20 protein-coding genes are annotated in these 25,136 nt (G+C 63.9%); 11 read left to right on the top strand and 9 right to left on the bottom strand.

Annotated features, from left to right (window positions below):
* Nucleotides 1-11: 11 nt before the first annotated feature.
* Both denD and PSV26_RS08880 read right to left on the bottom strand, forming a co-directional pair.
* Nucleotides 12-1,013: a D-erythronate dehydrogenase gene (gene denD, locus PSV26_RS08885; protein WP_300569919.1), complete on the bottom strand. Its 1,002-nt coding sequence runs from the start codon at nt 1,011-1,013 to the stop codon at nt 12-14.
* 15 nt (nt 1,014-1,028) lie between these two features.
* The gene (locus tag PSV26_RS08880) at nt 1,029-2,771 is read right to left on the bottom strand and encodes an IlvD/Edd family dehydratase (RefSeq protein ID WP_300569916.1); all 1,743 of its coding nucleotides are present in this window, start codon (nt 2,769-2,771) and stop codon (nt 1,029-1,031) included.
* An 82-nt stretch (nt 2,772-2,853) separates the two neighbouring features.
* Here PSV26_RS08880 and PSV26_RS08875 point away from each other — a divergent pair, with 82 nt between their 5' ends.
* The 7 genes from PSV26_RS08875 to PSV26_RS08845 all read left to right on the top strand — a co-directional run bounded on the left by PSV26_RS08875 (nt 2,854) and on the right by PSV26_RS08845 (nt 8,766).
* Entirely contained in the window at nt 2,854-3,597 is a 744-nt protein-coding gene (locus PSV26_RS08875; protein ID WP_300569913.1) for a FadR/GntR family transcriptional regulator, read from the top strand.
* A gap of 28 nt (nt 3,598-3,625) precedes the next feature.
* Entirely contained in the window at nt 3,626-4,189 is a 564-nt protein-coding gene (locus PSV26_RS08870) for a TRAP transporter small permease (protein WP_300515018.1), read from the top strand.
* Complete coding sequence (locus PSV26_RS08865) at nt 4,186-5,484, top strand: TRAP transporter large permease subunit (RefSeq protein ID WP_300515021.1); 1,299 nt, start codon at nt 4,186-4,188, stop codon at nt 5,482-5,484. Before PSV26_RS08870 ends, PSV26_RS08865 begins: the two co-directional genes overlap by 4 nt.
* 44 nt (nt 5,485-5,528) lie before the next feature.
* Nucleotides 5,529-6,530 (top strand): TRAP transporter substrate-binding protein, encoded by a 1,002-nt coding sequence (locus PSV26_RS08860; RefSeq protein ID WP_300515023.1) that lies wholly within the window; start codon nt 5,529-5,531, stop codon nt 6,528-6,530.
* A 70-nt stretch (nt 6,531-6,600) separates the two neighbouring features.
* Entirely contained in the window at nt 6,601-7,806 is a 1,206-nt protein-coding gene (locus PSV26_RS08855) for a mandelate racemase/muconate lactonizing enzyme family protein (protein ID WP_300569911.1), read from the top strand.
* A gap of 31 nt (nt 7,807-7,837) precedes the next feature.
* Entirely contained in the window at nt 7,838-8,350 is a 513-nt protein-coding gene (locus tag PSV26_RS08850) for a gluconokinase (protein WP_300515028.1), read from the top strand.
* A 32-nt stretch (nt 8,351-8,382) separates the two neighbouring features.
* Nucleotides 8,383-8,766, top strand: coding sequence for a hypothetical protein (locus PSV26_RS08845; protein ID WP_300569908.1), 384 nt, complete (start codon nt 8,383-8,385; stop codon nt 8,764-8,766).
* An 89-nt stretch (nt 8,767-8,855) separates the two neighbouring features.
* Here the strand turns inward: PSV26_RS08845 and PSV26_RS08840 are convergent, their stop codons facing one another.
* Both PSV26_RS08840 and PSV26_RS08835 read right to left on the bottom strand, forming a co-directional pair.
* Nucleotides 8,856-9,485: an NAD(P)H-binding protein gene (locus PSV26_RS08840; protein WP_366945984.1), complete on the bottom strand. Its 630-nt coding sequence runs from the start codon at nt 9,483-9,485 to the stop codon at nt 8,856-8,858.
* A complete protein-coding gene (locus PSV26_RS08835) occupies nt 9,427-11,136 on the bottom strand; it encodes a DEAD/DEAH box helicase (protein ID WP_300569902.1) in 1,710 nt (569 codons plus the stop codon). Before PSV26_RS08835 ends, PSV26_RS08840 begins: the two co-directional genes overlap by 59 nt.
* A gap of 337 nt (nt 11,137-11,473) precedes the next feature.
* Between PSV26_RS08835 and ettA the strand changes: the two genes are divergently transcribed.
* Both ettA and PSV26_RS08825 read left to right on the top strand, forming a co-directional pair.
* On the top strand, nt 11,474-13,135 hold the full coding sequence (ettA, locus tag PSV26_RS08830) for an energy-dependent translational throttle protein EttA (RefSeq protein WP_300515039.1): 1,662 nt from the start codon (nt 11,474-11,476) through the stop codon (nt 13,133-13,135).
* A gap of 226 nt (nt 13,136-13,361) precedes the next feature.
* A complete protein-coding gene (locus tag PSV26_RS08825; RefSeq protein ID WP_300515041.1) occupies nt 13,362-13,898 on the top strand; it encodes a DUF1415 domain-containing protein in 537 nt (178 codons plus the stop codon).
* 4 nt (nt 13,899-13,902) lie between these two features.
* Here the strand turns inward: PSV26_RS08825 and PSV26_RS08820 are convergent, their stop codons facing one another.
* On the bottom strand, nt 13,903-14,802 hold the full coding sequence (locus PSV26_RS08820; protein WP_300515044.1) for a LysR family transcriptional regulator: 900 nt from the start codon (nt 14,800-14,802) through the stop codon (nt 13,903-13,905).
* A 121-nt stretch (nt 14,803-14,923) separates the two neighbouring features.
* Between PSV26_RS08820 and PSV26_RS08815 the strand changes: the two genes are divergently transcribed.
* Together PSV26_RS08815 and PSV26_RS08810 are read left to right on the top strand one after the other, a co-directional pair.
* Nucleotides 14,924-16,489, top strand: coding sequence for an NADH-quinone oxidoreductase subunit L (locus PSV26_RS08815; protein WP_300569899.1), 1,566 nt, complete (start codon nt 14,924-14,926; stop codon nt 16,487-16,489).
* The gene (locus PSV26_RS08810) at nt 16,486-19,014 is read left to right on the top strand and encodes a YbcC family protein (protein ID WP_300569896.1); all 2,529 of its coding nucleotides are present in this window, start codon (nt 16,486-16,488) and stop codon (nt 19,012-19,014) included. Before PSV26_RS08815 ends, PSV26_RS08810 begins: the two co-directional genes overlap by 4 nt.
* Nucleotides 19,015-19,031: 17 nt before the next feature.
* Here PSV26_RS08810 and PSV26_RS08805 read toward each other — a convergent pair whose 3' ends face one another.
* The 4 genes from PSV26_RS08805 to PSV26_RS08790 form a co-directional block, all read right to left on the bottom strand.
* On the bottom strand, nt 19,032-20,348 hold the full coding sequence (locus PSV26_RS08805) for a TAXI family TRAP transporter solute-binding subunit (RefSeq protein ID WP_300569893.1): 1,317 nt from the start codon (nt 20,346-20,348) through the stop codon (nt 19,032-19,034).
* Nucleotides 20,349-20,458: 110 nt separating this feature from the next.
* Nucleotides 20,459-21,466 carry a sodium:calcium antiporter gene (locus PSV26_RS08800; RefSeq protein ID WP_300569890.1) on the bottom strand — a complete coding sequence of 336 codons (1,008 nt, stop codon included), beginning with the start codon at nt 21,464-21,466 and terminating at the stop codon, nt 20,459-20,461.
* A complete protein-coding gene (locus PSV26_RS08795; RefSeq protein WP_366945983.1) occupies nt 21,463-24,174 on the bottom strand; it encodes an HAD-IC family P-type ATPase in 2,712 nt (903 codons plus the stop codon). The genes PSV26_RS08800 and PSV26_RS08795 overlap by 4 nt, the downstream gene beginning before the upstream one ends.
* A gap of 132 nt (nt 24,175-24,306) precedes the next feature.
* Nucleotides 24,307-25,136 (bottom strand): efflux RND transporter permease subunit (locus PSV26_RS08790; protein WP_300569887.1); only part of this gene is annotated, 830 nt, incomplete at its 5' end.

The raw sequence follows: 25,136 nt of genomic DNA, 5'->3' as shown, positions 1-25,136 counted from the left end.
GTGGGCATGGGTCAGGACATGCCCTGCAGGGCACCCGCCGGGTAGGCGGGGCTGCGGCAATCCTCGATGTACTGTTCAATGATGGCCTTGAAGGATGCGTCGGGCTTCAGGCCCAGCGCATGCGCCCGACCGGCGCTGGCACCGCGTGCCCAGTTGGCCACGATGCCGGCGATGCGTTCGTCGCGCTCGAAGCGCACCCGCTGGCGAACTGCGGGGCCGGCGACCTCTTCCAGGGCCTGCAGCATCTCGCCGACGCTGACATTGAGCCCCGGCAGATTGAGCGCCAGGCGTCCGCCCATGGCTTGCTGGCTGGCCTCGAACACGGTGATCAGGCCATGCACCGTGTTCGACGGCGATGACACCGGGTGCGTGACGCTCGCATCCACCGGGCAAGTGGTTTCCACGCCGGCCAGGGGCTCCCGGATGATGCCGCTGAAAAACGAGGACGCCGCGCCGTTGGGTTTGCCTGGGCGCACCGTGACCGTCATCAGGCGCGCCGACCGGCCATCGACAAAACCCTTGCGGGTGTAGTCGGCGATCAGGTGTTCACACACCAGCTTGTGCATGCCGTAGGAGGTCTGCGGCGACGGCAGGGTGTGGTCGCTCACCAGGTCGGGCAACGGGTTGGACGCGTCCGGGCCGAACACCGCCACCGAACTGGCGAACACCAGCCGCGGGACATTGCCGGCCTGGCGCAGGCTGTCGAGCAGGAGGCGGGTGCTGTCCAGGTTGGAATGCAGGCCCAGGTCGAAGTCGAGCTCGCACTCGCCCGACACCGCCGAGGCCAGGTGAAACACGGCGTCGAAGCCGCCGGCAAACAGGGCCGACTGGTCGAGCAGCGGACCGGTGTGCACCCGCACCCGCGCATCAGCCGCCAGGTCGGCGGGTGGTGCAAACATGTCGGCAATGTGCAGTTCGTCAATGGCCTGGCCATCGAGTTGGCCTTTCTGGAGAATCGCGCGGGCAAGCCTGGCGCCCACAAAACCGGCGCCGCCTGTGATGAGTAATTTCATGTCAGCCCTTGTGAATCAGTGGTTGTCGCGCGGCACGAAGGAGCCGCGTTTGCCGACCAGGAAATCGAGGTCCACACCTTCGTCGGCCTGCAGCACATGGTCGACATACAGCTTCCAGTAGCCCGAGGACAGCGGTGGCGGGGGTGCTTTCCATTCGGCCAGGCGGCGCGCCAGTTCCTCGTCGCTGATGTGCAGATGCAGCTTGCGCGCGGGCACATTGAGTTCGATCAGGTCGCCGTTTTGCACAATCGCCAGCGGGCCGCCGGCCGCCGCTTCGGGCGCCGTGTGCAACACCACGGTGCCGTAGGCCGTGCCGCTCATGCGGGCATCACTGATACGCACCATGTCGGTGATGCCCTTTTTGAGAATCTTGGGCGGCAACGGCATGTTGCCGACCTCCGCCATGCCGGGGTAACCCTTGGGGCCGCAGTTTTTCAGCACCATGACGCAGGTTTCATCGATGTCCAGGCTGTCGTCGTCGATGCGTGCGTGGAAGTCCTCGATGTTTTCAAACACCACCGCACGGCCGGTGTGCACCATCAGCGCCGGCGTGGCGGCACTCGGCTTGATGACCGCGCCGCGCGGCGACAGGTTGCCGCGCAGCACGGCAATGCCGGCCTTGTCCTTGAAGGGCGTGGCCAGCGGGCGGATCACCTCGGTGTTGTAGTTCTGCGCGTCGGCGATGTTCGCGCCAATGGTCTGGCCGTTGGCCGTGATCGCGTCCAGGTGCAGGTGCTGCGCGATTTCCCTCATGACCACCGGCAGGCCGCCGGCGTAACAGAAGTCTTCCATCAGGAACTTGCCCGAAGGCTGCAGGTTGACCAGGCAGGGGAGTTCGCTGGCCAGGCGGTCGAAGTCGTCCACCGTGAGCTTGACGCCGATACGCCCGGCCATGGCGATCAGGTGGATCACCGCATTGGTCGATCCGCCAATCGCCGCCAGGGTCTTGATGGCGTTTTCAAACGCCTCGCGTGTCAGGATTTTCGAAAGTAGCAGGTCTTCATGCACCATCTCGACCGCGCGGCGCCCGGCCAAACGCGCCAGCACATTGCGCCGTCCATCCACTGCGGGGTAGGCCGCGTTGCCCGGCAGGCCGATGCCCAGCGCCTCGACCATGCTGGCCATGGTGCTGGCCGTGCCCATGGTCATGCAGTGGCCGTGGCTGCGGTGCATGCAGCTTTCGGCCTCGAAAAAGTCGGCGAGCTTGAGGGTGCCGGCGCGCACCTGCTCGCTCATGCTCCAGACGCCGGTGCCCGAGCCGAGCTCCTGGCCGCGCCATTTGCCGCTGAGCATGGGGCCGCCGCTGACACCCACCGTCGGCAGGTCCACGCTGGCCGCGCCCATCACCAGCGAAGGCGTGGTCTTGTCGCAGCCCATCAGCAGCACCACGCCATCGATCGGGTTGCCGCGAATGCTTTCTTCGACGTCCATGCTGGCCAGGTTGCGGTACAGCATGGCGGTCGGACGCAACAGGGTTTCGCCCAGCGACATGACCGGGAACTCCAGCGGGAAGCCGCCGGCCTCGTACACGCCGATCTTCACCTGCTCGGCGATCGTGCGGAAGTGGCTGTTGCAGGGCGTCAGTTCGCTGAAGGTGTTGCAGATACCGATGACGGGCCGGCCGTCGAACTGGTCATGCGGCACGCCCTTGCCCTTGACCCAGCTGCGGTAGGCGAAACCGTCGCGGTCCTGGCGGCCAAACCATTGCTGGCTGCGCAGCTCTTCGGGTTTCTTCCGGGGGGTCTTGGAGGCGGTCATAGGGAAAATCCTTAATTGATAAACATATTATCGTCATACCATTGCGCCGCAAATCCTAGTAATAACCATTAAACGGACGGCAATGATCAAAAACGTTCACGGCAACACGGTTGACCACCTTGGCGAAGCCATTGTTGCGGGCCGGTATGCCGTGGGTGCGTCGATCCCGCCCGAGCCGGTGTTGTGCCAGGAGCTGGGTGTCAGCCGCACGGTGGTGCGCGAGGCGGTGAAGTCGCTGATTGCCAAAGGCCTGATGACCACCGGCCCCAAGGTGGGAACGCGTGTGTTGTCGGAGGACCACTGGAACTGGTTCGATCCCGACGTCATCATCTGGCAGTCCAAGGCCGGACTGACACCCGAATTTTTGCGTGACCTGCAGGACCTGCGCCGCGTGGTGGAGCCTGCCGCGATGCGTCTGGCGGCGGAGCGCGCCACGGCACAGGACATCGCCGAGGTCGAGGCCGCTTATGCCGGCATGAAACATGCGGTCGAGGAGGGTGGCGACTATGTCACGCACGACCTGCGTTTCCACCAGGGCCTGCTGCGCGCCAGCCGCAACCGCATGCTGGTGCAGATGAGCAAGGCGCTGGGTGCGCTGCTGCGCACCAGCTTTGAAATTTCCACACGCCGCAAGGATGGCCCGACCCACTCCCTGCCGCTGCACCGTGCCGTGCTGGACGCGGTGATCGCGCACCAGCCCGACGAAGCCGAGCGCGCGATCCGCGTGCTGATCGACGGCGCGAAGGAAGACATCGAAGAGGTGCTGGCCTCGCGCCGCCGCCTGCCGGTCCTGAGCAGCCCCGCACGGCAGCTCAAGGCGGCCTGAGCCCTCCCACCAGACAACAGGCGGAAAAATGAATTTGCAAAAGGCAATGGATGCGGCGATTTTCTGGTTCTTCAAGTTACTGGAGCTGCTGGTGGTCGTCTGCATGGTGGCCATGGTTTTCATGGTGTTCGGCAACGTGGTGCTGCGGTATGCCTTCAATTCGGGCATCTCCGTCTCGGACGAGATGTCCCGGTACTTCTTCATCTGGCTGACCTATATCGGTGCGATGCTGGCCATGCACGAAGGCGGGCATCTGGGCGTGGACACCCTGGTCAAGCACCTGCCGGTGCTTGGCAAGAAACTCTGCCTGTTCCTGAGCGAGGCACTGATGCTGTTCTGCAATGTGCTCTTTTTCATGGGAACTTATGAAATGCATGAGCTGCAGGTCAGCAATGTCTCGCCGGTGGTCGGCATTTCCATGATCTGGATTTACGGCATTGGCTACATCGTCAGCGTGGTGATGGCCATCATCAATCTCAATGTGCTGTTCCGGCTGGTGACGGGGCGCATCAGCGAGGCCGAGCTGGTGCAGGTGATCGAAACCGAAGGCCTGGCCGACGTCGAAAAACAAATGCAGGGAAGCAAGTCATGACCGTCAGCGTCTTTATTCTCAGCCTGTTGGCCGCCATGGCGATTGGCATGCCTATTGCCTATGCGCTGCTTGTCTGCGGCGTGACGCTGATGGCTTTCCTGGCCGCCACCAGCGGCCTGGTGACTTTTGACAGCCAGATTCTGGCCCAGCGTTTTGTCGATGGCGCCGACAACTTCCCGCTGCTGGCCGTGCCGTTTTTCCTGCTGGCCGGCGAATTCATGAATGCCGGCGGCATCAGCCGCCGCATTGTCAACCTGGCCATGGCCTGGGTCGGGCATTTTCGCGGCGGCCTCGGTTACGTCACGGTGATTGCCGCTGTCATCATGGCCTCGCTGTCAGGATCGGCGATTGCCGACACCGCCGCGCTGGCCGCGCTGCTGATTCCCATGATGCGGGCTGCCGGTTACAACGTCGGGCGGGCCTCCGGCCTGATTGCGTCCGGCGGCATCATTGCGCCGGTGATACCGCCGTCGATCGGGTTGATCATTTTCGGCGTGGCCGGCAACGTCTCCATCACCAAGCTGTTTCTGGCCGGAATTGTGCCCGGCATCCTGATGGGTGCGGCAATCGGTTTGACCTGGTGGTGGATTGCCCGCAAGGAGAACGTGCAACCCGCGCCCAAACTTTCCATGGCCGGGCGCCTGCATATCACGGCCCAGGGCGGGTTTGCGTTGACCCTGCCCATCGTCATCATCGGCGGCATGAAGTTCGGCATCTTCACGCCGACCGAGGCCGCAGTGGTGGCTGCGGTCTACAGCTTTGTGGTTGGCATGTTCATCTACCGCGAGCTCAAGTGGTCGGAGCTGTACGGACTGATTCTCGCGGCCGGCAAGACCACCGCGGTGGTGATGTTCCTGGTGGCTGCGGCCATGGTCAGCGCCTGGCTGATCACGGTCGCCAACATCCCCACGGAAGTTGCCGGACTGATGTCGCCCTTCATGGACAACAAGATGCTGCTGATGTTCGTGATGATGGTGCTGATCGTGGTGGTCGGCACCGCGCTTGACTTCACGCCGACGGTGCTGATCCTCACGCCGGTGCTGATGCCGGTGGTGCTCAAGGCTGGCATCGATCCGGTGTATTTCGGCATCATGTTCATCATGAACAACGCCATCGGCCTGATCACCCCGCCGGTGGGCACGGTGCTCAACGTGGTGTGCGGTGTCGCAAAAATCAGCATGGACGAGGCTTTCAAGGGTGTGATGCCCTTCCTGATGGCCCAGCTTGCGGTGCTGTTCCTGCTGGTACTTTTTCCCTCCATCGTGACCGAACCGCTCAAGTGGTGGATGCGATGACTTCCCTTTCCCAACCCCTGTCGTTTTTATAAAAGGAGACAACCATGTTCAAACGCAGAACCCTGGCCCTTGCCGCAGCCGCCTTGCTGGTGGCCACGTCGAGCTTCGCGCAGTTTGCCGACCGCACGATCAAGTTCACCAACGGTGTCAACGAAGACCACCCGGTCGGCGTCGGCGTCAAGAAGATGCAGGAAGTGCTGGCTGCGAAGACCGGCGGCAAGATGAAGATCAATGCCTTCTGGGGCGGCGCTGCGGGCGGCGACCTGCCGGCCACACAGGCGCTGCGCGCCGGCACCCAGGAAATGGTGTGCACCTCGAGCTCGCCGCTGGTCGGCATTGTCAAGGAACTTGGCGCCTTCGATCTGCCCTTCCTGTTTGCCAACGAGAAGGAAGCCGATGCTGTGCTTGACGGCCCGGCCGGTGCCTACTTCAACAAGAAGCTGGAAGAGGCCGGCCTGATCAATCTGGCCTACTGGGAAAACGGTTTTCGCAACCTGACCAACAGCAAGCGGCCGGTCGCCAAGGCGGAAGATTTTGAAGGTGTCAAGGTTCGCGTGATGCAGAACAACATCTTCCTGGATACCTTCAAGACCCTGGGTACCAACGCCGTACCCATGGCGTTTGGCGAGGTCTTCACTGCGCTGGAAACCAAGACGATTGATGGCCAGGAAAATCCCTTCGTGACCATCGAGACCTCGAAGTTCAGCGAAGTGCAGAAGTACCTGAGCGTGACACGCCACGCCTACACCCCCTTCCTGGTGCTGTACAGCAAAAAACTCTGGGACCAGCTGAACCCTCAGGAGCAGGCGGTGCTGCGTGAAGCGGCGATGGAAGGCCAGAAAGTCCAGCGTGCGGCGAACCGCGCCTTGAACGAGAAGTCGCTGGCCAATCTGAAGAAAACCATGACGGTCAACGAGGTGAGTGCGGCCGAGCAGAAACGCATGTTCGACAAGGTCAAGCCCGTTTATGACAAGAACATTCCAACCATAGGCGCTGAGCCGGTCAAGATGGTGATGGACGCGCTGAAGAAGGCGCGCGGCGGTTAAGCGGCGTATCGGCCGTATCGTCACAAGGCCGCAAGGGTTTTCTCTTGCGGCCTTTTTTTCGGAGCATGAATTGAAAATCACCAAAGTCGAAACCCTGAGGCTGGGCGAGTTTCCCAACATCATCTGGGTCCGCATCCACACCGACGAAGGCCTGGTTGGCCTCGGCGAGACCTTCATGGGCGCAGCGTCCGTGGAAGCCTATATCCACGAGTGGGCTGGCCCCAAGCTGCTGGGCAAGGACCCGCTGGCCATCGAGGCGCGCAACAAGGACATCACCGGTTACCTCGGCTGGCGCGGCTCCGGCGTGGAAACCCGGGGCAACTCGGCCATCGACATCGCGCTGTGGGACATTTTCGGCAAGGCGGCCAACATGCCGCTGTATACCGCGCTGGGCGGCAAGAGCCGCGACAGCATTCGCATCTACAACACCTGTGCCGGTTACCAGTACGTGCGCAGCACCGTCAACCAGTCCAGCGCCAACTGGGGCATCGGCCAGGCGAAGAAAGCCAACGCCGGGCCGTATGAAGACCTCGAAGCCTTTTTGCACCATGCCGACGAATTGGCCGAGTCGCTGCTGTCTGAAGGCGTGACGGCGATGAAGATATGGCCCTTCGATCCGGCGGCCGAAAAAAGCGACGGGCAGTACATCAGCAATACCGACCTGGACCTCGCGCTGGAACCCTTCCGCAAGATTCGCTCGGCGGTCGGCGAGCAGATGGACATCATGGTGGAGTTTCACAGCCTGTGGCGGCTGCCGATGGCGCAGAAGATTGCGCGCGCGCTCAAGCCCTTCAACACCTTCTGGCACGAAGACGCCATCCGCATGGATTCGCTGGACCTGCTCAAGCAGTATTCGAAGGACTGCGACGCGCTGATCTGCGCGAGCGAAACGCTGAGCTACAAATGGGGCTTCAAGGACTACCTGCAGACCGGCGTGGCCGGTGTCGCCATGCTGGACCTGAGCTGGTGCGGCGGCCTCACCGAAGCGCGCAAGATCGCGGCCATGGCCGACGCCTGGCAATTGCCCGTCGCGCCGCACGACTGCACCGGGCCGGTGGTCTGGGCGGCGTCCAGCCACCTGTCCCTGCACGCGCCCAATGCCCTGATCCAGGAAAGTGTGCGCGCTTTCTATACCGGCTGGTACAAGGAACTCGTGACCGAGCTGCCCACAGTGAGCCAAGGCATGCTCAGCCTGAACGGCAAACCCGGGCTGGGGCTGGAGTTGCTGCCCGATCTGCACCAACGCGCTGACGCCACTGTGCGCTGGTCGGCCTAGGTGGTGGCAGGGAAGGCAGAATGTGGCGCAGATGAATGCTGATATTTTTGTCGTCATGGGCGTCAGCGGCTGCGGCAAGAGCACCGTGGGCGCCCAGCTGGCGGCCGCGCTCGGCCTGGAGTTCCTGGAGGGCGACAGCCTGCATCCTGCCAGCAACGTGGCGCGCATGGCGGCCGGGGTAGCGCTGGGCGACGAGGACCGGGAAGGCTGGCTGCAAACGCTGGCCGAACGGCTCGCGCAGGCCCGGGCGGCCGGAAGTGGCCTGGTGCTGTCGTGTTCGGCACTCAAGCGTTCCTACCGCGACATCCTGCGGCGCGGGGCGCCCGAGGTCCGGTTTGTTCATCTGCAGGGCGACTACCCCTTGCTCGCGGCGCGCATGGCCGCGCGAACCGGCCATTACATGCCGCTGTCGCTGCTGGCCAGCCAGCTCAGTACGCTGGAAGCACCCGGCCCGGAGGAAAATGCACAAAGCTTCGATCTCGCCGGTCCGCCCGAAGAGATCGTGGCCGCTGTGCTGGCCTGGCGGCGAGCTACTGGTGCCTGAGCACCCCCTTGTTTGTTTCTGACGGAATTTTCATGACTGTTTTCACCAAAATCACGCTCTACACCGGCCCCGACGGCCGCGCCGGATTCCGCGAGGAGCCGCTGGCGCTGACCGAAGGGTCGCCGCAAGCGCTGTTGTCCGCCTTGATGCCGTCGACCGGCTACCAGCTGCGGCACAGCCCGGTGGGTTTTCGCAGCCAGTTTCATTGCACGGTGACACCGCAATGGGTGGTCATTCTCGGCGGCCAGATGGAAATCGGCCTGCAGGATGGAAGCTCGCGCGTGTTCAAGCCCGGGGAGCATTTCTATTCGGCCGATCTGCTCCCGAGTGGCGCCGCGTTCGATGCGGCCATCCACGGCCACTGGAGCCGCCAGGTCGGGCCGGACCCGCTGGTGACCCTGTTCGTGCAAGGCTGAAAACTGCACCGGCAGCGGGAATTTGCTATCGAATAAGTAGCTGGTGGCGCCGACAGCAAAGGGCTGGAGGCCCAAAAGGCCATGAAACTTCAGACGGGCTGGAGCTCGCCCGAGAGCAGCACGCGGCGTCCCGGCTGGCCGGCTTGTACCGCGTTCACCAGCGCCGCGGCGACATCGGCTGCTGCAACCACGCGGTAGTTGCGCGGGATCAGCGGCTTGAACAGCCGCATGGCAACCAGCGCGAGCTGTTCACCGGGGCGGGTGGCTTGTGCCAGGGCCGCGCGGTCGCCTGCCAGGACCGAGGGGCGTGCAAACACCACACTGTCGTAGCCGAGCTGGCTGACAGCGTCTTCCATGTCGCCCTTGACGCGGTTGTAAAAAACGGGGGAGGCCGTGTCGGCGCCCATGGCGCTGACGATGCCCAGCCGGGTTGCGCCGGCAGCACGCGCCGATCTGGCCAGGGCCACGACAGCGTCGAAATCGACGGCCCGGAAAGCCTGCTGGCTGCCTGCCACCTTGATGGTGGTGCCCAGTGCGATGAAGACATCGTCCACCGGGGGCGCCTGGAACGTTGCGAAGTCCGTGATGACGTGGGTCACCAGTTTGGGGTGTTCTGTCCCGGATGTTCGGCGGACCACGCAGTGGACCGCCGAATAACTTTTATCGGCCAGTAAACGAGCCAGAATTTCCCGACCGACCAGACCCGTTGCTCCGGCCACCAGGGCCACCCGAGCGTCCGCCGCCACCGCCACCGCCGGCTGGCCGGCCACCGCCGCGGTAGTTGCCGCGGTTGCCGCCGGTGGGCTGGCCGGAGGAAGGGAAGCCTGAGGAAACATGGCTGGCGGGTTGGGCATCATCGTCGCGCTCCTGGGTGTTGCGTGGACGGGGAGGCTGGGCATTCGGGTTGCGCGCCTGCTGCTGGGCAGGCTGGCCGCCTTGTGCGTAGCCGGAATTCTGGCGCGGCTGGCCACCCTGAGGCTGGCTGCGGCCACCATTGCCGCCTCCGCTGCTGCGGCCGCGGCCACCACCACCATTGCCACCACCGTTGCCGCCGCCGCCATTGCCGGCGCCTCGGCCCGCCTGGGGCTTGTTCTCGCGGATGCGCGTCATCATTTCGCTGCGGGCGGCCTTGGCGGCTGCCTGCATCACGTCACGGCTCGGCGGTTTGCCAATGCCGCCCCAGATGGTCTGGCGGCCCATGGCCAGCGGCTCGGCTTTTTCGCCGGGTTCGGCTTCAAAACCTGGCACGATGACTTTTTCGATGTTCTGCTTGGTGAAGCGCTCGATGTCCTGCATGAAGCCTTCCTCGTCCAGGCAGACCAGGCTGACGGCTTCACCGCTGTTGCCGGCGCGGCCGGTGCGGCCGATACGGTGCACATAGTCTTCGCTGACGTTGGGGATTTCATAGTTGACGACGTGCGGCAGCTCGTCGATGTCGATGCCGCGCGCGGCAATGTCGGTGGCCACCAGGGCGCGGATGCTGCCACTCTTGAAGTCGGCCAGCGCCTGGGTGCGGGCGGTCTGGCTCTTGTTGCCGTGCAGCGCCATCGCCGGGATGCCGTTTTTCGTCAGGTGTTCGGCCACATTGTTGGCGCCGAACTTGGTGCGCGTGAACACCAGCACCTGGCTCCAGTTGTGCTCGTTGATGATGTGCGTGAGCAGCGCTTTTTTCTTGCCGCGGCCGACCGGGTGGATGGTCTGGGTGATGCGCTGCACCGTGGTGTTGCGCGGCGTCACCTGGATGTGCAGCGGATCGCGCAGCAGGCCGTTGGCCAGGTCGCGGATCTCGTCGCTGAAGGTGGCGGAAAACAACAGCGTCTGCTTCTGCCTGGGCACCAGGGCCAGCACCTTCTTGATGTCGTGGATGAAGCCCATGTCCAGCATGCGGTCGGCTTCGTCGAGCACCAGGATCTGCACCTGGCTCAGGTCCAGCGTGCCCTGGCTGGCGTGGTCCAGCAGGCGGCCGGGGGTGGCCACCAGGATGTCCACGCCGCGGCGCAGTTTGTCAATCTGCGCGCCCATGCCGACACCTCCGAACATCACCATGGAGGAGAGTTCGAGATATTTGCCGTAGAGGCGGACGCTTTCCTCAACCTGGGCGGCGAGTTCGCGCGTCGGGGTCATGATCAGGGCGCGCACGGCACTGACGCCGCGCTTGTTTTTCAGGGACGGCTCGGACGACAGGCGCTGCAGCATGGGCAGCACGAAGGCCGCGGTCTTGCCGGTGCCGGTCTGGGCGCCGCCGAGCAGATCGCCGCCGGCCAGCACGGCAGGAATGGCCTGGGCCTGGATCGGGGTGGGAACGGTATAGCCCTGCTCAAGCACGGCTTTAAGAATGGCCGGGGCCAAATTCAGATTTTCAAAAGTCATTGATGGTGCACGCGAAGGTGCCAAAGATCGGCCAGTCGGGGGCTGGTAAAGCCTCCGCCAGTGAAAGGCAGACGGGTAAAAAAGTCAGGCTGGGCACCCAAACTGTCACCGAAGGTGTGCCTAATTGCTGCAGGCAACTGGAGCCAGCAACCCGTGTATTGTCGCATGGAACGATAATCGGGGGGTTCACGCCAGAAACGCGCCTTGATTCAGGGTGCCTGCCCCCCAGCTAAGGCGTGTGGTTTTTGTTTGCAGCATCACCGCCGGCCAGTCTGCCTTGCAGGCCGGTCCGGTCAGGTGCCCTGCGTTGTTTTTCCCTTATGAGAAGTTAATCCCGATGGCCCAGTACGTATTTACCATGAACAAGGTCGGCAAGATCGTGCCGCCCAAGCGTCAGATTCTGAAAGACGTTTCCCTCAGCTTTTTCCCCGGCGCCAAGATCGGCGTGCTGGGCACCAACGGTTCCGGCAAGTCCACGCTGCTCAAGATCATGGCGGGTCTGGACAAAGAGTACGAAGGCGAGGCCATGCCCATGCCGGGCCTGAACATCGGTTACCTGCCGCAGGAGCCCAAGCTGGACCCCGAGCACACCGTACGCGAGAGCGTCGAGGCCGGCATGGGCGCGGTGTTTGCCGCCAAGGCCCAGCTCGAAGCCGTGTACACCGCTTACGGCGAGCCCGATGCCGACTTTGACGCGCTGGCCGCCGAGCAGGCGCGGCTCGAAGCCATCATCGCCACCTCGGGCACCGACTCGGAGCACCAGCTCGAAATCGCCGCCGACGCGCTGCGCCTGCCGCCTTGGGATGCCAAGGTCGGCGTCCTCTCGGGTGGCGAAAAACGCCGCGTGGCGCTGTGCAGCCTGCTGCTGTCCAAGCCCGACATGCTGCTGCTCGACGAGCCGACCAACCACCTGGACGCCGAATCGGTGGACTGGCTCGAGCAGTTCCTGCAGCGTTACCCCGGCACCGTGGTGGCCATCACCCATGACCGCTACTTCCTGGACAACGCCGCCGAGTGGATTCTGGAGCTGGACCGCGGCCGCGGCATCCCCTGGAAAGGCAACTACAGCACCTGGCTGGAGCAAAAGGGCGAACGCCTGGCGCAAGAGCAAAAGGGCGAAGAGGCCAGAGCCAAGGCCCTGAAGAAAGAGCTGGAATGGTCACGCCAGAATCCGAAAGCGCGCCAGGCCAAGAGCAAGTCGCGCCTGGCACGGTTTGAAGAGCTGTCCGATTTCGAATACCAGCAGCGCAACGAGACCCAGGAGATTTTCATTCCCGTGGCCGAGCGCCTGGGCAATGAAGTCATCGAGTTCAAGAACGTCAGCAAGTCCTTCGGCGACCGCCTGCTGATCGACAACCTGAGCTTCAAGATTCCGGCCGGCGCCATTGTCGGCATCATCGGCCCGAACGGTGCGGGTAAATCCACACTGTTCAAGCTGATTGCCGGCAAGGAGCAGCCCGACAGCGGTGAGGTGGCGATCGGCAAAACCGTTCGCATGGCCTTTGTCGACCAGCACCGCGATGACCTGGCCAACGAGAAAACCGTCTGGGAAGACATCTCCGGCGGGCTCGACATGCTGACCGTCGGCAAGTTCACCATGCCCAGCCGTGCTTATGCCGGACGCTTCAACTTCAACGGCGCCGACCAGCAAAAACGCGTGGGCACCCTGTCCGGTGGCGAGCGCGGGCGGCTGCACCTGGCCAAGACCCTGATTGCCGGTGGCAACGTGCTGATGCTTGATGAGCCGTCCAACGACCTCGACGTGGAAACGCTGCGCTCACTCGAAGACGCGCTGCTCGAATTTGCCGGCTCCATCATGGTGATCAGCCATGACCGCTGGTTCCTGGACCGCATCGCCACCCACATCCTGGCGGCCGAAGGCGACAGCCAGTGGACCTTCTTCGACGGCAACTACCAGGAATACGAAGCCGACAAGAAAAAACGCCTGGGTGAAGAGGGGGCCAAGCCCAAACGCATGCGGTTTAAAGCGTTGCACTGAGCCCCCACGCTTTTCACTTCGTGTAGTGCGCTCCCCCCGGGGGGGCGCTGCCCTTGCAGGGCGCCACGCTGCCAGAGGCAGCGCATCTGGAGGCTGTCCAAGCCCGCTCAAGCGGGCTCGGAGCCGCAGCCGCCAGCCTGCGGCCCGGCGAAGCCGGTTCCGCGGCCCCTGCTGGGATGAAGAGTTCTCACGACCGCTGATTGCGAGTCGCTCCCTGGAGATGGTTATGACCGACGACGAAGTCCTGACACAAACCCGGCACTGGCTTGAAAAAGCCGTGATCGGACTGAACCTGTGCCCGTTTGCCAAAGCGGTGTATGTCAAGAACCAGGTGCGCCTGGTGGTCAGCCATGCGCGGCACGCTGACGACTTGCTTGAAGAGCTCGACCGGGAGCTCGACCTGCTGGTGGCAACGCCGGCTGAAGAGATCGACACCACGCTGCTGATCCACCCGACGCTGTTCGATGATTTCCTGGATTTCAATGATTTCCTGGAGATTGCCGAAGGCGTGGTCGGTGAACATGGCCTTGAAGGCGTGGTTCAACTCGCCAGTTTTCACCCCAGGTTCCAGTTCGAAGGCACCGAGCCCGACGACATCGGCAACTTCACCAACCGCGCACCCTTTGCCATCCTGCATTTGCTGCGCGAGGGCAGTGTGGAACGCGCAGTGGAAGCCTTCCCGCAAGCCGATGCCATTTTTGAGACGAACATTGCCACGCTGGAAAAACTGGGCCATGCCGGCTGGAAGTCTCTTGGACTATAGGCACTTAGTCCGTCCCCAGGACCTCGGCCTCTGACCTTCTCAGAAGGGTTTTAAGCAGGGGCGGCTCAAAGTGCCGCTGCACGGTGATGGCGTAAAAATTCTCATGCAGCTGAGGCACCACGCAGTACTCCTGCAGTTTGCCGCTGCGCAGTTCGTCCTGCACCACCACCGTGGGCAGCAGGGCCACGTTGCCGGAGTCACGCGCCAGCAGCCGCAGCATGGCCATGTCGTCCACCTCGGCCAGCACCTGGTAGCGCAGGCCGAGGTGTTCGCAGAGCACATCAAAGCCAGCGCGGATGTCGCTGTCACGGCCCGGCAGCAGCAGGGGCTGTTCGGCCAGCTCTTCGGGAAAGCGAAACGCCTTGCCTTTGCTGCGCGGCTTGCCGACCAGGCTGACCGGTTGGCGCGCAATGCGCCTGCAGCGCCACGGGTGCTGGCTGTCGGCGTGGACCTTGCGATTGGACAGCACCACATCCAGGTTGTGCACCGCCAGGCGCGTCAGCAGTTCGTCCAGCCCGCCGGACTGCAACACCAGTTCAACATCTGTGCGCTGAAGCAGCGGCTTGACAAAATTCTCCTGAAAATTTCTTGACAGCGTGGCCACGCCGCCAATGCGCAGCACCTGACGCGCCAGCCTCTGACCATCACGCAGCAGGGAGGTCAATTCATTGCCGGTCTCGAAAATGGTTTCGGCATAAGTCAGCGCCACGCGCCCGGCCTCGGTCAGTTGCAATACCCGTCCGTCACGGCTGAACAGTGCCTGGCCCAGCTGGTCTTCAAGCTGCTTGATTTGTGTGGACAGCGCCGACTGCGAGACATGCAACTGTGCGGCGGCGCGAGTCAGGTTGCCTTCCTTGGCAACTGCCCAGAAGTAGTGCAGGTGGTGGTAGTTCAGGCGTGACACACAGGCCCCTTTTGGAAGAAAAACGATCTGTTTATAAGAACATTAGAATGCGTAATATGTATTTTACAGAATTAAGGAAACCCGGCAAAGTCACGCCATCCGATAGAAAGAGGAGCGTGTCTTGCTTGTTTCACCTGATTATGTGCAGCCGCTGCGGGGGGTCTTGCTCCTGGCAGTTCCCCTGCTGTATGCGTTAGCGGCCTTCACGGCCAGCTGGCGTGCGGCGCGCGCCTGTGCCGCGCTCGCAGCCGGTTTGGCGGTTGCGTCCCTGGCTTTTCTGGTTTTGGGAGGGCCTTTGATCATTCGTGGCCTGCGCGCTGATGTGCTCGGCTGCGCTGTGCTGCTGCTGGTCAGTTTTATTGGCTGGGTCATCACCCGGTATTCACAGACCTACCTGGCCGGCGACGCAGGGCAAGCCCGTTACGCCCGCTGGCTGATGGCCACGCTGGCTGCCGTTTCTGTCGTTGTGCTGACCAACAACCTGGCCGTGCTGGCACTGGCCTGGCTGGCCACGTCTTTGTGTCTGCATCAGTTGCTGACCTATTTCAGCCACAGACCAGCGGCTTTGATCGCGGCGCACAAAAAGTTTCTGGCCAGCAGGCTGGGGGATGTTTGCCTGTTTGCAGGTGTGGCCCTGGTTGGCGCGACCCTTGGCAGCCTGGAGATGGACGTGGTCATTGCCAAAGCTCAAGCCCTGCCTTCGTACCCCCTGAGCCTGAAGGCAGCGGTGTTTCTGGTCGTCATCAGCGCGTTGCTCAAGTGTGCGCAGTTGCCGGTGCATGGATGGTTGATTCAGGTCATGGAAGCGCCCACACCTGTGTCTGCCCTGCTGCATGCGGGCATTGTCAATCTGGGCGGCTTTCTGATGATTCGCCTGAGCCCGCTGGTCTCCGAGGTGGCGGGTGCGCAAACCCTGCTGGTCGTGGTGGGCAGTCTCACGGCGGTACTCGCTGCACTGGTGATGATGACCCGCATCAGCGTGAAGGTGATGCTGGCCTGGTCTACCTGCGCGCAAATGGGTTTCATGTTGATGCAATGCGGCCTGGGTGCTTATGACCTGGCACTGCTGCACCTGGTGGCCCATTCGCTGTACAAGGCGCACGCGTTTCTGGGAGCCGGCGGCGCGGTGGAGCTCGCGCGGCTGAAGGCCATGTCTGCGCCGCGGGCAGATGTCAGCGTGAGCATGTTGGTGGTGGGTGCTGTCAGTGGCCTGGTCCTGGTGCTGGTGGCCGGGGTGTTGTGGGGCGTGGCCTTTGACAAGCCCACGGCACTGGGGGTGCTGGCGGCCATTGTTTCCCTGGCCATCGCGCCGCTGCTGACTGCACAGGCCCTGCGTCTGGGCGGTCTGTGGCCGCTGGGCATGATGCTGGGCGCGTTTGGTGTGGCGTTTGCGTATTTTGGATTGCACCAAATTGTTGGCGGGTGGCTGGGCCTGCCCAAGGGCATTGCCGTCAATGGCTTTGATCTGGTCTGGGTGATGGTGTGTTTTGTTCTGCTGTTCGTCATGCAATGCCTGATACGCGCACGGCCACACGGTGCGTGGGCCAGCCGTTTGTACCCCTGGTTTTATGCCGGTTTGTACCTGGACGAATGGTTCACCCGCTTGACGTTTCGCTTCTGGCCCGCCCGTCTGTCCCGCACAGCGACAGCCCTCCCCACAGGAAATAACAGAGGACTTGTGAAATGAATACCGTCGTTGAAAAAAATGAGGTCGGGCAGGCGCCCGATGTTGCGCAGCTTCAAGCCAGCGTGACGCAAGCCTGCCAGCGTATTGCACCCACCTGGCCGCTGGACCAGTTCATTGCCGTCAACCCGTACTGGGGGTTTGTGGAGCAACCCATCACGGAAGCCGCCAGCCGGCTGGGTCGGCTCTCGGGCACGCCGCTGCTCATGCCGCGTTCCTTTTACCGGTCGGAATGGCAGGCCGGGCGGTTGACGCGGGCGCATTTGCAGGACGCCATCCGTGCCGCTCATGCCGACTGCAGCGTCGATGCGCTGGTGGACAGCCTGACGGGGGAAGGCAAGGGCTCGCAGGCACACCCGCTGGTCACCACGCTGGTGGACAGCCGGCGCGACTTGAGCCACGCCATGGCCTGGGTTGACTTTGTCACACATCAGATCAGCCAGCATTGCGCTGCCTATTTCGATGTGAGTCAGGCCGCCTGGAATCCGGAGCGGGTGGGGTTGTACGCCAGCTGGGCCAGGCAATTGGCCGGTGACCACAGCACCGCGCTGCTGATGGGTTACGCAGGCTTTGGCCGGAAAGCAGCCAGTCTGCCGCAGGAGCCACGCGCACTGATTGCCGCCGCTACCCGGGCCCTGGGCTTGAAACCCGCACAATGCGCCGACTACTACACCGCGCTCCTGATGAGCATCAATGGCTGGGCTTCATGGTGCGCCTACGAGCGCTGGCAGGCGCGCCTGGGCACCGTGCCGGGCCGGACGGATGATGACAACATCGTCGAGCTGCTGGCCATCCGGCTGGGCTGGGAATGGCTCCTGTTCCAGGACCTGGAAGCCCGGGGGAGTGCTCCTGAATGGATAGCTGCTTGCGCCCGCCACGAAAGGGCCGGAGCCTCATTGGATGAAAACCGGCAGGAGTGGCTGCTTCAGGATGCCGTGGAGCGCGCGTACCAGCAGCCGCTGTGCCAGGGTTTGAAGAACGCGCCTGCCGTGCCGGTGGCACCGACAGTCCAGGCCATTTTCTGCATCGATGTGCGTTCCGAGGTCTTTCGTCGCGCGCTGGAGGCCAGCAGCGCCACCATCCAGACGCGCGGCTTTGCCGGATTTTTTGGTTTGTTCATCGCGTACACGCCCGTGGGCACAGCCATGACGCGGCCGCAGCTGCCGGGTCTGCTGGCCGCCAGCCGCTGCGTGACGGACGAATGGGACACGTCCGATTCGCAGTCGCTCGGTCAGGTGATTGCGCAACGCCGCCAGCGGCGCAAGCAGGGTTTGCAGTGGCGCAGCACCTGGCAGACCTTTCGTAGCTCGGCCAGCAGCGGCTTCAGTTTTGTCGAAACCTGCGGCCTGTGGTACGCGGGCAAGCTGCTGAAAAGCAGCTTGCCCAGCCGAGCCACCCCGCACCCGGTAGAACAAACCGGTTTGTCCGGCGAGGAGATCCGTACCAGCCGGCCACGCCTGCAAAACCTCCCCGGTGCCACGCCAGAAGAGGAGCTGCAATCGCGCTGCGACATGGCTGCCGGCATTCTGGGCGCGATGGGCCTGACAAAAGACTTCGCCCGCATCGTCCTGCTGGCGGGCCACGGTAGCCAGACGGCCAACAACCCCCACGCCGCGGGGCTGGACTGCGGCGCATGTGGTGGCCAGACCGGGGAGGTCAATGCACGGGCCCTGGCGGCCCTGCTCAATGACGGAGCGGTGCGCACTGCGCTGCTTGAAAGAAACATTTTCATTCCCGACAGCACCTGCTTCCTGGGCGGCATGCACAACACCACGACGGACGAGCTGGTGCTGTATGACACCGACTTGCTGCCCGCCAGTCATGCTGCGGATCTGGAGCAACTCAAGCTCACCCTGACCCTGGCAGGCCAGCGCGCGCGCGCAGAACGGGCACCTGCGCTGGGGCTGGCGCACCTGGCGACGGAAGCCGGCCGGCTTGAGAAAACCGTCCAGTCCCGCGCCAACGACTGGGCCCAGGTGCGGCCCGAATGGGGCCTGGCCAACAACGCCGCCTTCATCGTCGCGCCCCGTACCCGCAGCCAGCATCTGAACCTGGCGGGCCGGGCGTTTCTGCATGACTACGACCACACCCAGGACCTCACCGGGAGCGTGCTGGAACTCATCATGACCGCGCCGATGGTGGTGACCCACTGGATCAACATGCAGTACTACGCCAGCGTGGTCGACAATGCCAGGTACGGCAGCGGCGACAAGGTGTTGCACAACGTGGTGGGCGGCAGGCTGGGCGTCTTTGAAGGCAATGGCGGCGACTTGCGCACAGGCCTGCCCATGCAGTCACTGCACGACGGCAGCCAATGGCGGCATACGCCGCTGCGGCTCAGCGTGTTCATTGAAGCACCGCAAGCCGCAATTGACGGCATCATTGCCCGGCACGCGGTGGTCAGGCAACTGGTGCAGAACCAGTGGCTGCATCTGTTTCAGATGCAGGCCGACGTGGCGGGGAGGGCTGTCTCGATCACGCGGTACAAACCGGCAGCCGGTGGAGGCAGGCACTGGGTGGCGGCCTGACGACGGGGAAAAGACGCTCAGCTGCGCATCAGCTTCTTGCGCACCAGCTGGATATTGCTTTTGAGCGCGTACAGCTCATCGGTGTAAGACAGCGGCACGGTGACCTTTTCTGCCCGGCCCTCCAGTTCGTCCAGTGCCTGCAGCAGGGTCTGGCTGTCTTCGTTCTCACTGCGCAACTCGATATCACGCAACTGGCCGTACCACCTGAATATGCGCGACCGCACGCGGAACTCGTACAGCGGCGGCACGATCCGGGACAGGGGCAGCATGATCGCAATGATCACGCCCATCACCAGCCACATGCGCTCGACGAGGTTGGCGACCCAGAAGGGCAGGTAGCGCTGCAGCAGCGGTGCGTCGTTCTTGATCGTGCGCTCGGCTTCCTTGGAGATCGGCAGTTCGCTGTTGTTGCGGTTCGGAAACTCGCGCGCGTCCTTGAACCAGCCGGCAGGCCCGTGGATCACGTTGCCGGCCTGGGCAAACAGCTGCACCAGCGCCGGGTGGGTGGTACTGCGGGCGATCAGTGAGGTGGTCGGTGCCACCAGACTGACATCTTCGGGCGGGATGTTGCGCGCCAGGTCCACCACGCCCCGCGGCAGGCGAGCCGTGCTCAGGAAGGAAAACCGCTTCGAATACGCCTCGCTCTGCGTGAAGTTCATGAGCTTGACGCCCGGTGTCTGCAGCAACATCTGCACCATCAACGATTCGGGCGCCGAGGCAAACACAATGGCATCGAGCTCGCCGCCGAGGAAGGCCACCGTGGCAGGGGTTTGATCCAGCGTGGTGATGGTCAGGCTGGTCGCCTCGATCCGGTTGCTTTCGAGCAGCTTGCCCATCAGGCTGGGCACGCCGCTGCCATCGGTTCCCAGATTGATACGCAGGCCCTGCAGTTGAACCAGCGAGTTCAAGGCCTTGCTTTTTCCTGCTTGTCGTACGCCTTCTTCGCGGTAAAAAAGCCACAGTGGCTCGACGAACAGGCTGCCCAGGGAGGTCAGGGCTTCGGCGTCTTCCGCGTCGTAAGTGCTGGTGCCGCCCTGCACAAAACCGAGGTCGGCCTTGCCTTCGCGCAGCAGTTGCAGGTTGTGGGCCGAGCCTTGCGAAGGCAGCAGATCAACGGTGATGCCGTCTTTTTTCAGGATGTCGGCATAACGCTTGCCGAATTCTTCATACGCGCTTTGCGCCGGACCGGTCGCCAGTGTCACGTGTTTGGGCGGGTTCGGGTCCAGCCACCAGTAAGCCAGTATCAGCAAGGTCACCGCCAGCACCACAAAAGGTCCGGCAGAGACCACCAGATCACGAAGGGACAGCAAGGTGTAGCGTATGGTTTTGCTCATGCCGGCACCTTAACATGGCGCCGCCAGTATCGACGGGTGGGCGCTGCTCAGCATAAAAACAGGCTGCAGCCCAATACTTTCATGCGCCGACAGCTACATTATCAATAGCATCATGAATCGCCGTGGAGGAACACCAGTACGGCATTGAGCAGGTAGGTCCCCAGCAGGCCGACGCTGACCCAGCTGGCGAAACGCAAGACCCGGCCCTGTGGCCGCATCACCAGCCCGATCATCACCAGCCCGCTCATGACCACGGCGGCGACCGCCGTGCCCGCATGCACGGGCGAGGCGTCGGCGAGCAGCGGCCCGCGGGTGTAAAAGATGTCGTCGATCGCCAGAATGGTCACGTTGAACAGGTTGCTGCCGAGCAGGTTGCCGATGGCCATGTCGAGCGCGCGCAGGCGCAGGGCCGACAGCGTGACCGCGATTTCGGGCAACGTGGTGACCAGCGCCATGAGGAGCGTACCGACAAAACTGCGGCTCCAGCCCATGGCCTGGGCCAGCTGGTCGGCAATGGCGGGCAGCCAGCTGCCGGCCGCCAGCACCACCAGCGCGGCCGCCGCGAAGCGGCGCCACTGACGGCCCAACTGCGGTGGCGGCCCGGTGTCTGCATCGGGATCAGGTTTCCGCCTAAGCGATTGCTCGTGTGCGAAGACGCTGCGCAGCGCCAGCAGATAAAGCCCCAGCAGCACCGGGCTGTACAGCCCCAGGTGCAGCATGGCCGGTGTGGTGGCGGGGAGCAGCAGGCTCATGGCGACAAAACCCAGCATCACCACGCCAAAGGCGGCGGACAGCAGGTGCGCCGCGCTGGCGTGGCGGTAGATCGGCTGGCGCGGCTGCAACGCGTCGATCACCACCAGGAACACGAGGTTGAACACACAGGCGCCGAGCGCGTTGCCCACGGCCAGGTTGGGTGCATTGATGACCGTGACGGCGCTGATGCCCGAGGCCAGCTCGGGCAGCGAGGTCACCGTGGCCAGCAGCGCCAGGCCCATCCAGCCGCCCGTCAGCCCCGTGGCCTTGGCGATCTGGTCGGCACTCTGGCACAACACGTAACCTGAGCCGGCGATCAGCACCGCACACAGCAGGAACTGCAGGGCGAGCACGATCAGGTTCATGTCTGTGCCGTCCGCTTCCGACCAAGGCGCACGACGAGCTTGCGCAGTTCTTCCCCCCACAACACGCTGCTGGCCAGCAGCAACAGCGGCAACAGGTCGGACGGCGCCAGCGGCACCGTGTAGAACAGGGTGTTCATGAACGGGGCATACAGCACCAGCAGTTGCAGCGCGATGCTCAGGGCCAGACCACCCAGCAGCCAGGGGTTTTTCAGCAGCCCCAGACGCAACGCCGATCGGGTGGCCGACTGGCAGTTGAGCACGTTGAACCACTGGCACATGGCCAGCACGGTGAAGGTTTCGGTACGTACCAGGTCCATCGGCAAGCCCTGCTCGAGGCGCCAGACAAACCAGCCGAAAGTGACCAGCACGGCCGTGGCCGACATCAGCAGCACCCGGCCCAGCATGGTGCGGTCCACCAGCCGGTCGTTGCGCGGCACGGGCGTGCGTTTCATCTCGTCACCGTCAGCCGGGTCCATCACCAGGTTCACGGTCAGTGTGCCCTCGGTCACGATGTTGATCCAGAGAATCTGCACAGCTGCCAGCGGCAGCGGGTAACCGGCCAGCAGGGCCAGCAGCAGCACCACGACCTCGTCGATCGAGGTGGCGAACAGGTAGAGGATGACTTTTTTCAGGTTGCCGTAAACCACACGCCCTTGCTCAACCGCCGCGACGATGCTGGCGAAGTTGTCGTCGGTGATGATGATCTTGGCCGCGCTTTTAGCCACTTCGGTGCCGGTGATGCCCATGGCCACACCGACATCGGCGCGCGCCAGCGCGGGTGCGTCGTTGACGCCGTCACCGGTCATGGCCACCACTTCGCCGTGTGCTTGCAGGGCCTCGACGATGCGCAGCTTTTGCGCCGGATGCACACGTGCAAAAACCGAGATATGGTCCAGTCCGTCACGCAGGTCCGCCTCGTTCATGTGTTCGAGTTCGGTGCCGTCCACGGCCCGGTCCCCCTCACGCGCAATGCCGAGTTCGCGGGCAATCGCCAGCCCGGTGAGTTTGTGGTCGCCGGTGACCATGACGGGCCGGATGCCGGCCGCGCGGCATTCGGCGACGGCGGTCTTGACCTCCTCGCGCGGCGGGTCGATCTGACCGGCCAGCCCGAGCAGGCGGGCACGACCCGCCAGCACGTCGAAGCCGGCCTCGGGGTCCAGCACGTCGTCGTCGACCATGGCAAAAGCCAGCACCCGCAGCGCCCGCGCCGCCATGGCGTCGGCGGCCGCACGCGCAGCGTGGAGCACGGCCGTTCCGTCGGCTGCGCACAGGTGCAGCAACACTTCAGGCGCCCCCTTGATGAACACACGGCGCGGCGCGCCGGCAAAGCGGTGGCGCGTGGCCATCATTTTGGTATCCGCGTCGAAGGGCAGTTCGGCCTCGCGCGGAGCCTCCCGGGCAAGTTGTTCCAGAGCGATACCTGCCTTGGCGGCCAGCACCTTGAGCGCGCCTTCTGTCGGGTCGCCCAGCACCGACCATTGCGTACGCGCTTCCTCGGGCGGCAGCAGCTGCGCGTCGTTGCACAGCGCGGCTGCCTGCAGCAGCGGCAGCAGGGCCGCGTCATGGGAACTCAACTCACCCTCGGGCGAGTAGCCCGTGCCGCTGACGGAAACTTCCAGCCCGCCTGGCAGCCACAGCGCGCTGACCGTCATTTCGTTACGCGTCAGGGTGCCGGTCTTGTCGGTGCAGATCACGGTGGTCGAGCCCAGGGTCTCGACAGCCGACAGGCGGCGGATGATGGCGCCGCGCCCCGCCATGCGCTGCATGCCGACGGCCAGCGCGATGGTCATGGCCACCGGCAGACCTTCGGGCACCATGGACACCATCTGGCTGATGGCCACCATCAGCACATCGGCCAGCGGCAGGTCCCGGAACATCCCGAGCGCGACCACCGCGACAAAAAGCACCAGCGCGGCGACCACCAGCCAGCGGCCGAACTGTTCGATGCGTTGTTCCAGCGGCGTTGTCGGGTCGGCAGCGGCTTCAGTCAGCCCGGCGATGCGGCCGACTTCGGTGTGGCTGCCGATGGCGACGACCACCGCGCGCGCGCGGCCGGCTGTCGCATAGGTACCGGAGAACAGCATGTTGTGGCGGTCCGCCAGACCGGTGGCCTCCGACAACCGCGCGACCTTCTTGCTGACCGGCACCGACTCGCCGGTCAGGGCGGCCTCGGCGACCTGCAACTGGGCCTCCTCGATCAGGCGAGCATCGGCGCCGATTGCGTCGCCGGCCGCCAGCAGCAGAACGTCGCCGGGGACCAACTCGCGCGCTTCGATCATGGCCTCCTGCCCGTCGCGCAGCACCCGCACCCGCAGCGCTGCCAGCCGGCGCAGTGAGGCCATCGAACGTTCTGCCCGGCCCTCCTGGAAGGTGCCGACCATGGCGTTGACCAGCACCACTGCCAGGATGACCACCGCGTCGCCGTAGTGCGCCATGGCAACCGCCAGCACCGCGGCGGCAAACAGGATGTAGATCAGCGGGCTTTTGAACTGGCGCGCGAACACGGCCAGCAGCGAGCGGCGCTGCGCCTCGGGCAGGGCGTTGGCGCCCTCGCGAGCGCGGCGCTTGTCCACTTCTGCGGCACTGAGCCCCAAGGCGGGGTCGCAGACCAGCTGGTTGAGCACCTCGCCGGCCGGCAAGGCATGCCACAGTGGCGGAGCGGGCGCAGGCCCGCTGTGTGAGGAGGGGGTCTTGGCAGTCATGGGCATGGCAGGTTGATCCTGTCAGCGTAGCGCAAAACCGGCCGCGCTGATCCGCACGCCGCAGCCTCATGGCATTGGATGCCGCGCCGCTTGCGTTAGATCAAACGCATTGCCGGCTTGCTCTGCGGCAAGCGGCCCTTACCCGGCAGCCGGCCGGCGTTCGGTCGTGCAGCGCCTGCGCCGGATCAGCAGGTACGCGGCGGGCAACACGAACATGGACAGCAGCGGGGCGGTGATCATGCCGCCCACCATGGGTGCGGCGATGCGCTGCATGACCTCGGAGCCCGTGCCAGTTCCCCACATGATCGGAAACAGGCCGCCCAGAATCACCGCCACGGTCATGGCCTTGGGCCGCACCCTGAGCACTGCACCTTCTTGGATCGCTTCGACCAGGTCTCTGGTGGAAGTCCTCCCTTCTGCGATGCGCCTGTCCCAGGCCTGTTTCAGGTAGAGCAGCATGATGACGCCGAACTCCGCCGAGACGCCCGCCAGTGCGATAAAACCCACCGCACCAGCCACGGACAGGTTGTAGTCCAGGAGATAAAGCAGCCAGATGCCGCCTATCAGCGCGAAGGGCAGGGTGGCCATGATCAGGAAGGCATCGTCAAAGCGCCTGAAGGTCAGGTAGAGGAGTACAAAGATGATCAACAGCGTGAAAGGAACGACCACCTGGAGGCGGGCTGTTGCCCGCTCCAGGAACTCAAACTGTCCCGACCAGGAAACGGAATAGCCGGGCGGCAACTTGACCTTCTCGTTGACGGTTTTTTGCATCTCCTGCACGGCCGAGCGCAAGTCGCGGCCGCGAATATCGACATACACCCAACCCGACAGGCGCGCGTTCTCGCTGCGCAGCATGGGCGGGCCATCCGTGATGCGGACGTCAGCCACATCAGACAGCACCAATCGCTGGCCCCGCTCGGTTACAAAGGGCAGGCTGCGCAGCTTCTCCAGCGAATCCCGGATTTCAC

Source organism: Polaromonas sp. (assembly GCF_029945685.1).
Classification (GTDB): domain Bacteria; phylum Pseudomonadota; class Gammaproteobacteria; order Burkholderiales; family Burkholderiaceae_C; genus Polaromonas.
This window is presented reverse-complemented; position numbering and strand designations above follow the sequence as displayed.

Bases quoted from the DNA above. Each gene is read 5' to 3' on its own strand.
- PSV26_RS08800 (WP_300569890.1), bottom strand. From the start codon at position 21,466: ATGAACCTGATCGTGCTCGCCCTGCAGTTCCTGCTGTGTGCGGTGCTG.
- PSV26_RS08845 (WP_300569908.1), top strand. From the start codon at position 8,383: ATGACTGTTTTCACCAAAATCACGCTCTACACCGGCCCCGACGGCCGC.
- PSV26_RS08875 (WP_300569913.1), top strand. From the start codon at position 2,854: ATGATCAAAAACGTTCACGGCAACACGGTTGACCACCTTGGCGAAGCC.
- PSV26_RS08870 (WP_300515018.1), top strand. From the start codon at position 3,626: ATGAATTTGCAAAAGGCAATGGATGCGGCGATTTTCTGGTTCTTCAAG.
- PSV26_RS08835 (WP_300569902.1), bottom strand. From the start codon at position 11,136: ATGACTTTTGAAAATCTGAATTTGGCCCCGGCCATTCTTAAAGCCGTG.
- PSV26_RS08805 (WP_300569893.1), bottom strand. From the start codon at position 20,348: ATGAGCAAAACCATACGCTACACCTTGCTGTCCCTTCGTGATCTGGTG.
- PSV26_RS08850 (WP_300515028.1), top strand. From the start codon at position 7,838: ATGAATGCTGATATTTTTGTCGTCATGGGCGTCAGCGGCTGCGGCAAG.
- PSV26_RS08795 (WP_366945983.1), bottom strand. From the start codon at position 24,174: ATGCCCATGACTGCCAAGACCCCCTCCTCACACAGCGGGCCTGCGCCC.
- PSV26_RS08880 (WP_300569916.1), bottom strand. From the start codon at position 2,771: ATGACCGCCTCCAAGACCCCCCGGAAGAAACCCGAAGAGCTGCGCAGC.
- PSV26_RS08860 (WP_300515023.1), top strand. From the start codon at position 5,529: ATGTTCAAACGCAGAACCCTGGCCCTTGCCGCAGCCGCCTTGCTGGTG.
- PSV26_RS08825 (WP_300515041.1), top strand. From the start codon at position 13,362: ATGACCGACGACGAAGTCCTGACACAAACCCGGCACTGGCTTGAAAAA.
- PSV26_RS08810 (WP_300569896.1), top strand. From the start codon at position 16,486: ATGAATACCGTCGTTGAAAAAAATGAGGTCGGGCAGGCGCCCGATGTT.
- denD (WP_300569919.1), bottom strand. From the start codon at position 1,013: ATGAAATTACTCATCACAGGCGGCGCCGGTTTTGTGGGCGCCAGGCTT.
- PSV26_RS08865 (WP_300515021.1), top strand. From the start codon at position 4,186: ATGACCGTCAGCGTCTTTATTCTCAGCCTGTTGGCCGCCATGGCGATT.
- ettA (WP_300515039.1), top strand. From the start codon at position 11,474: ATGGCCCAGTACGTATTTACCATGAACAAGGTCGGCAAGATCGTGCCG.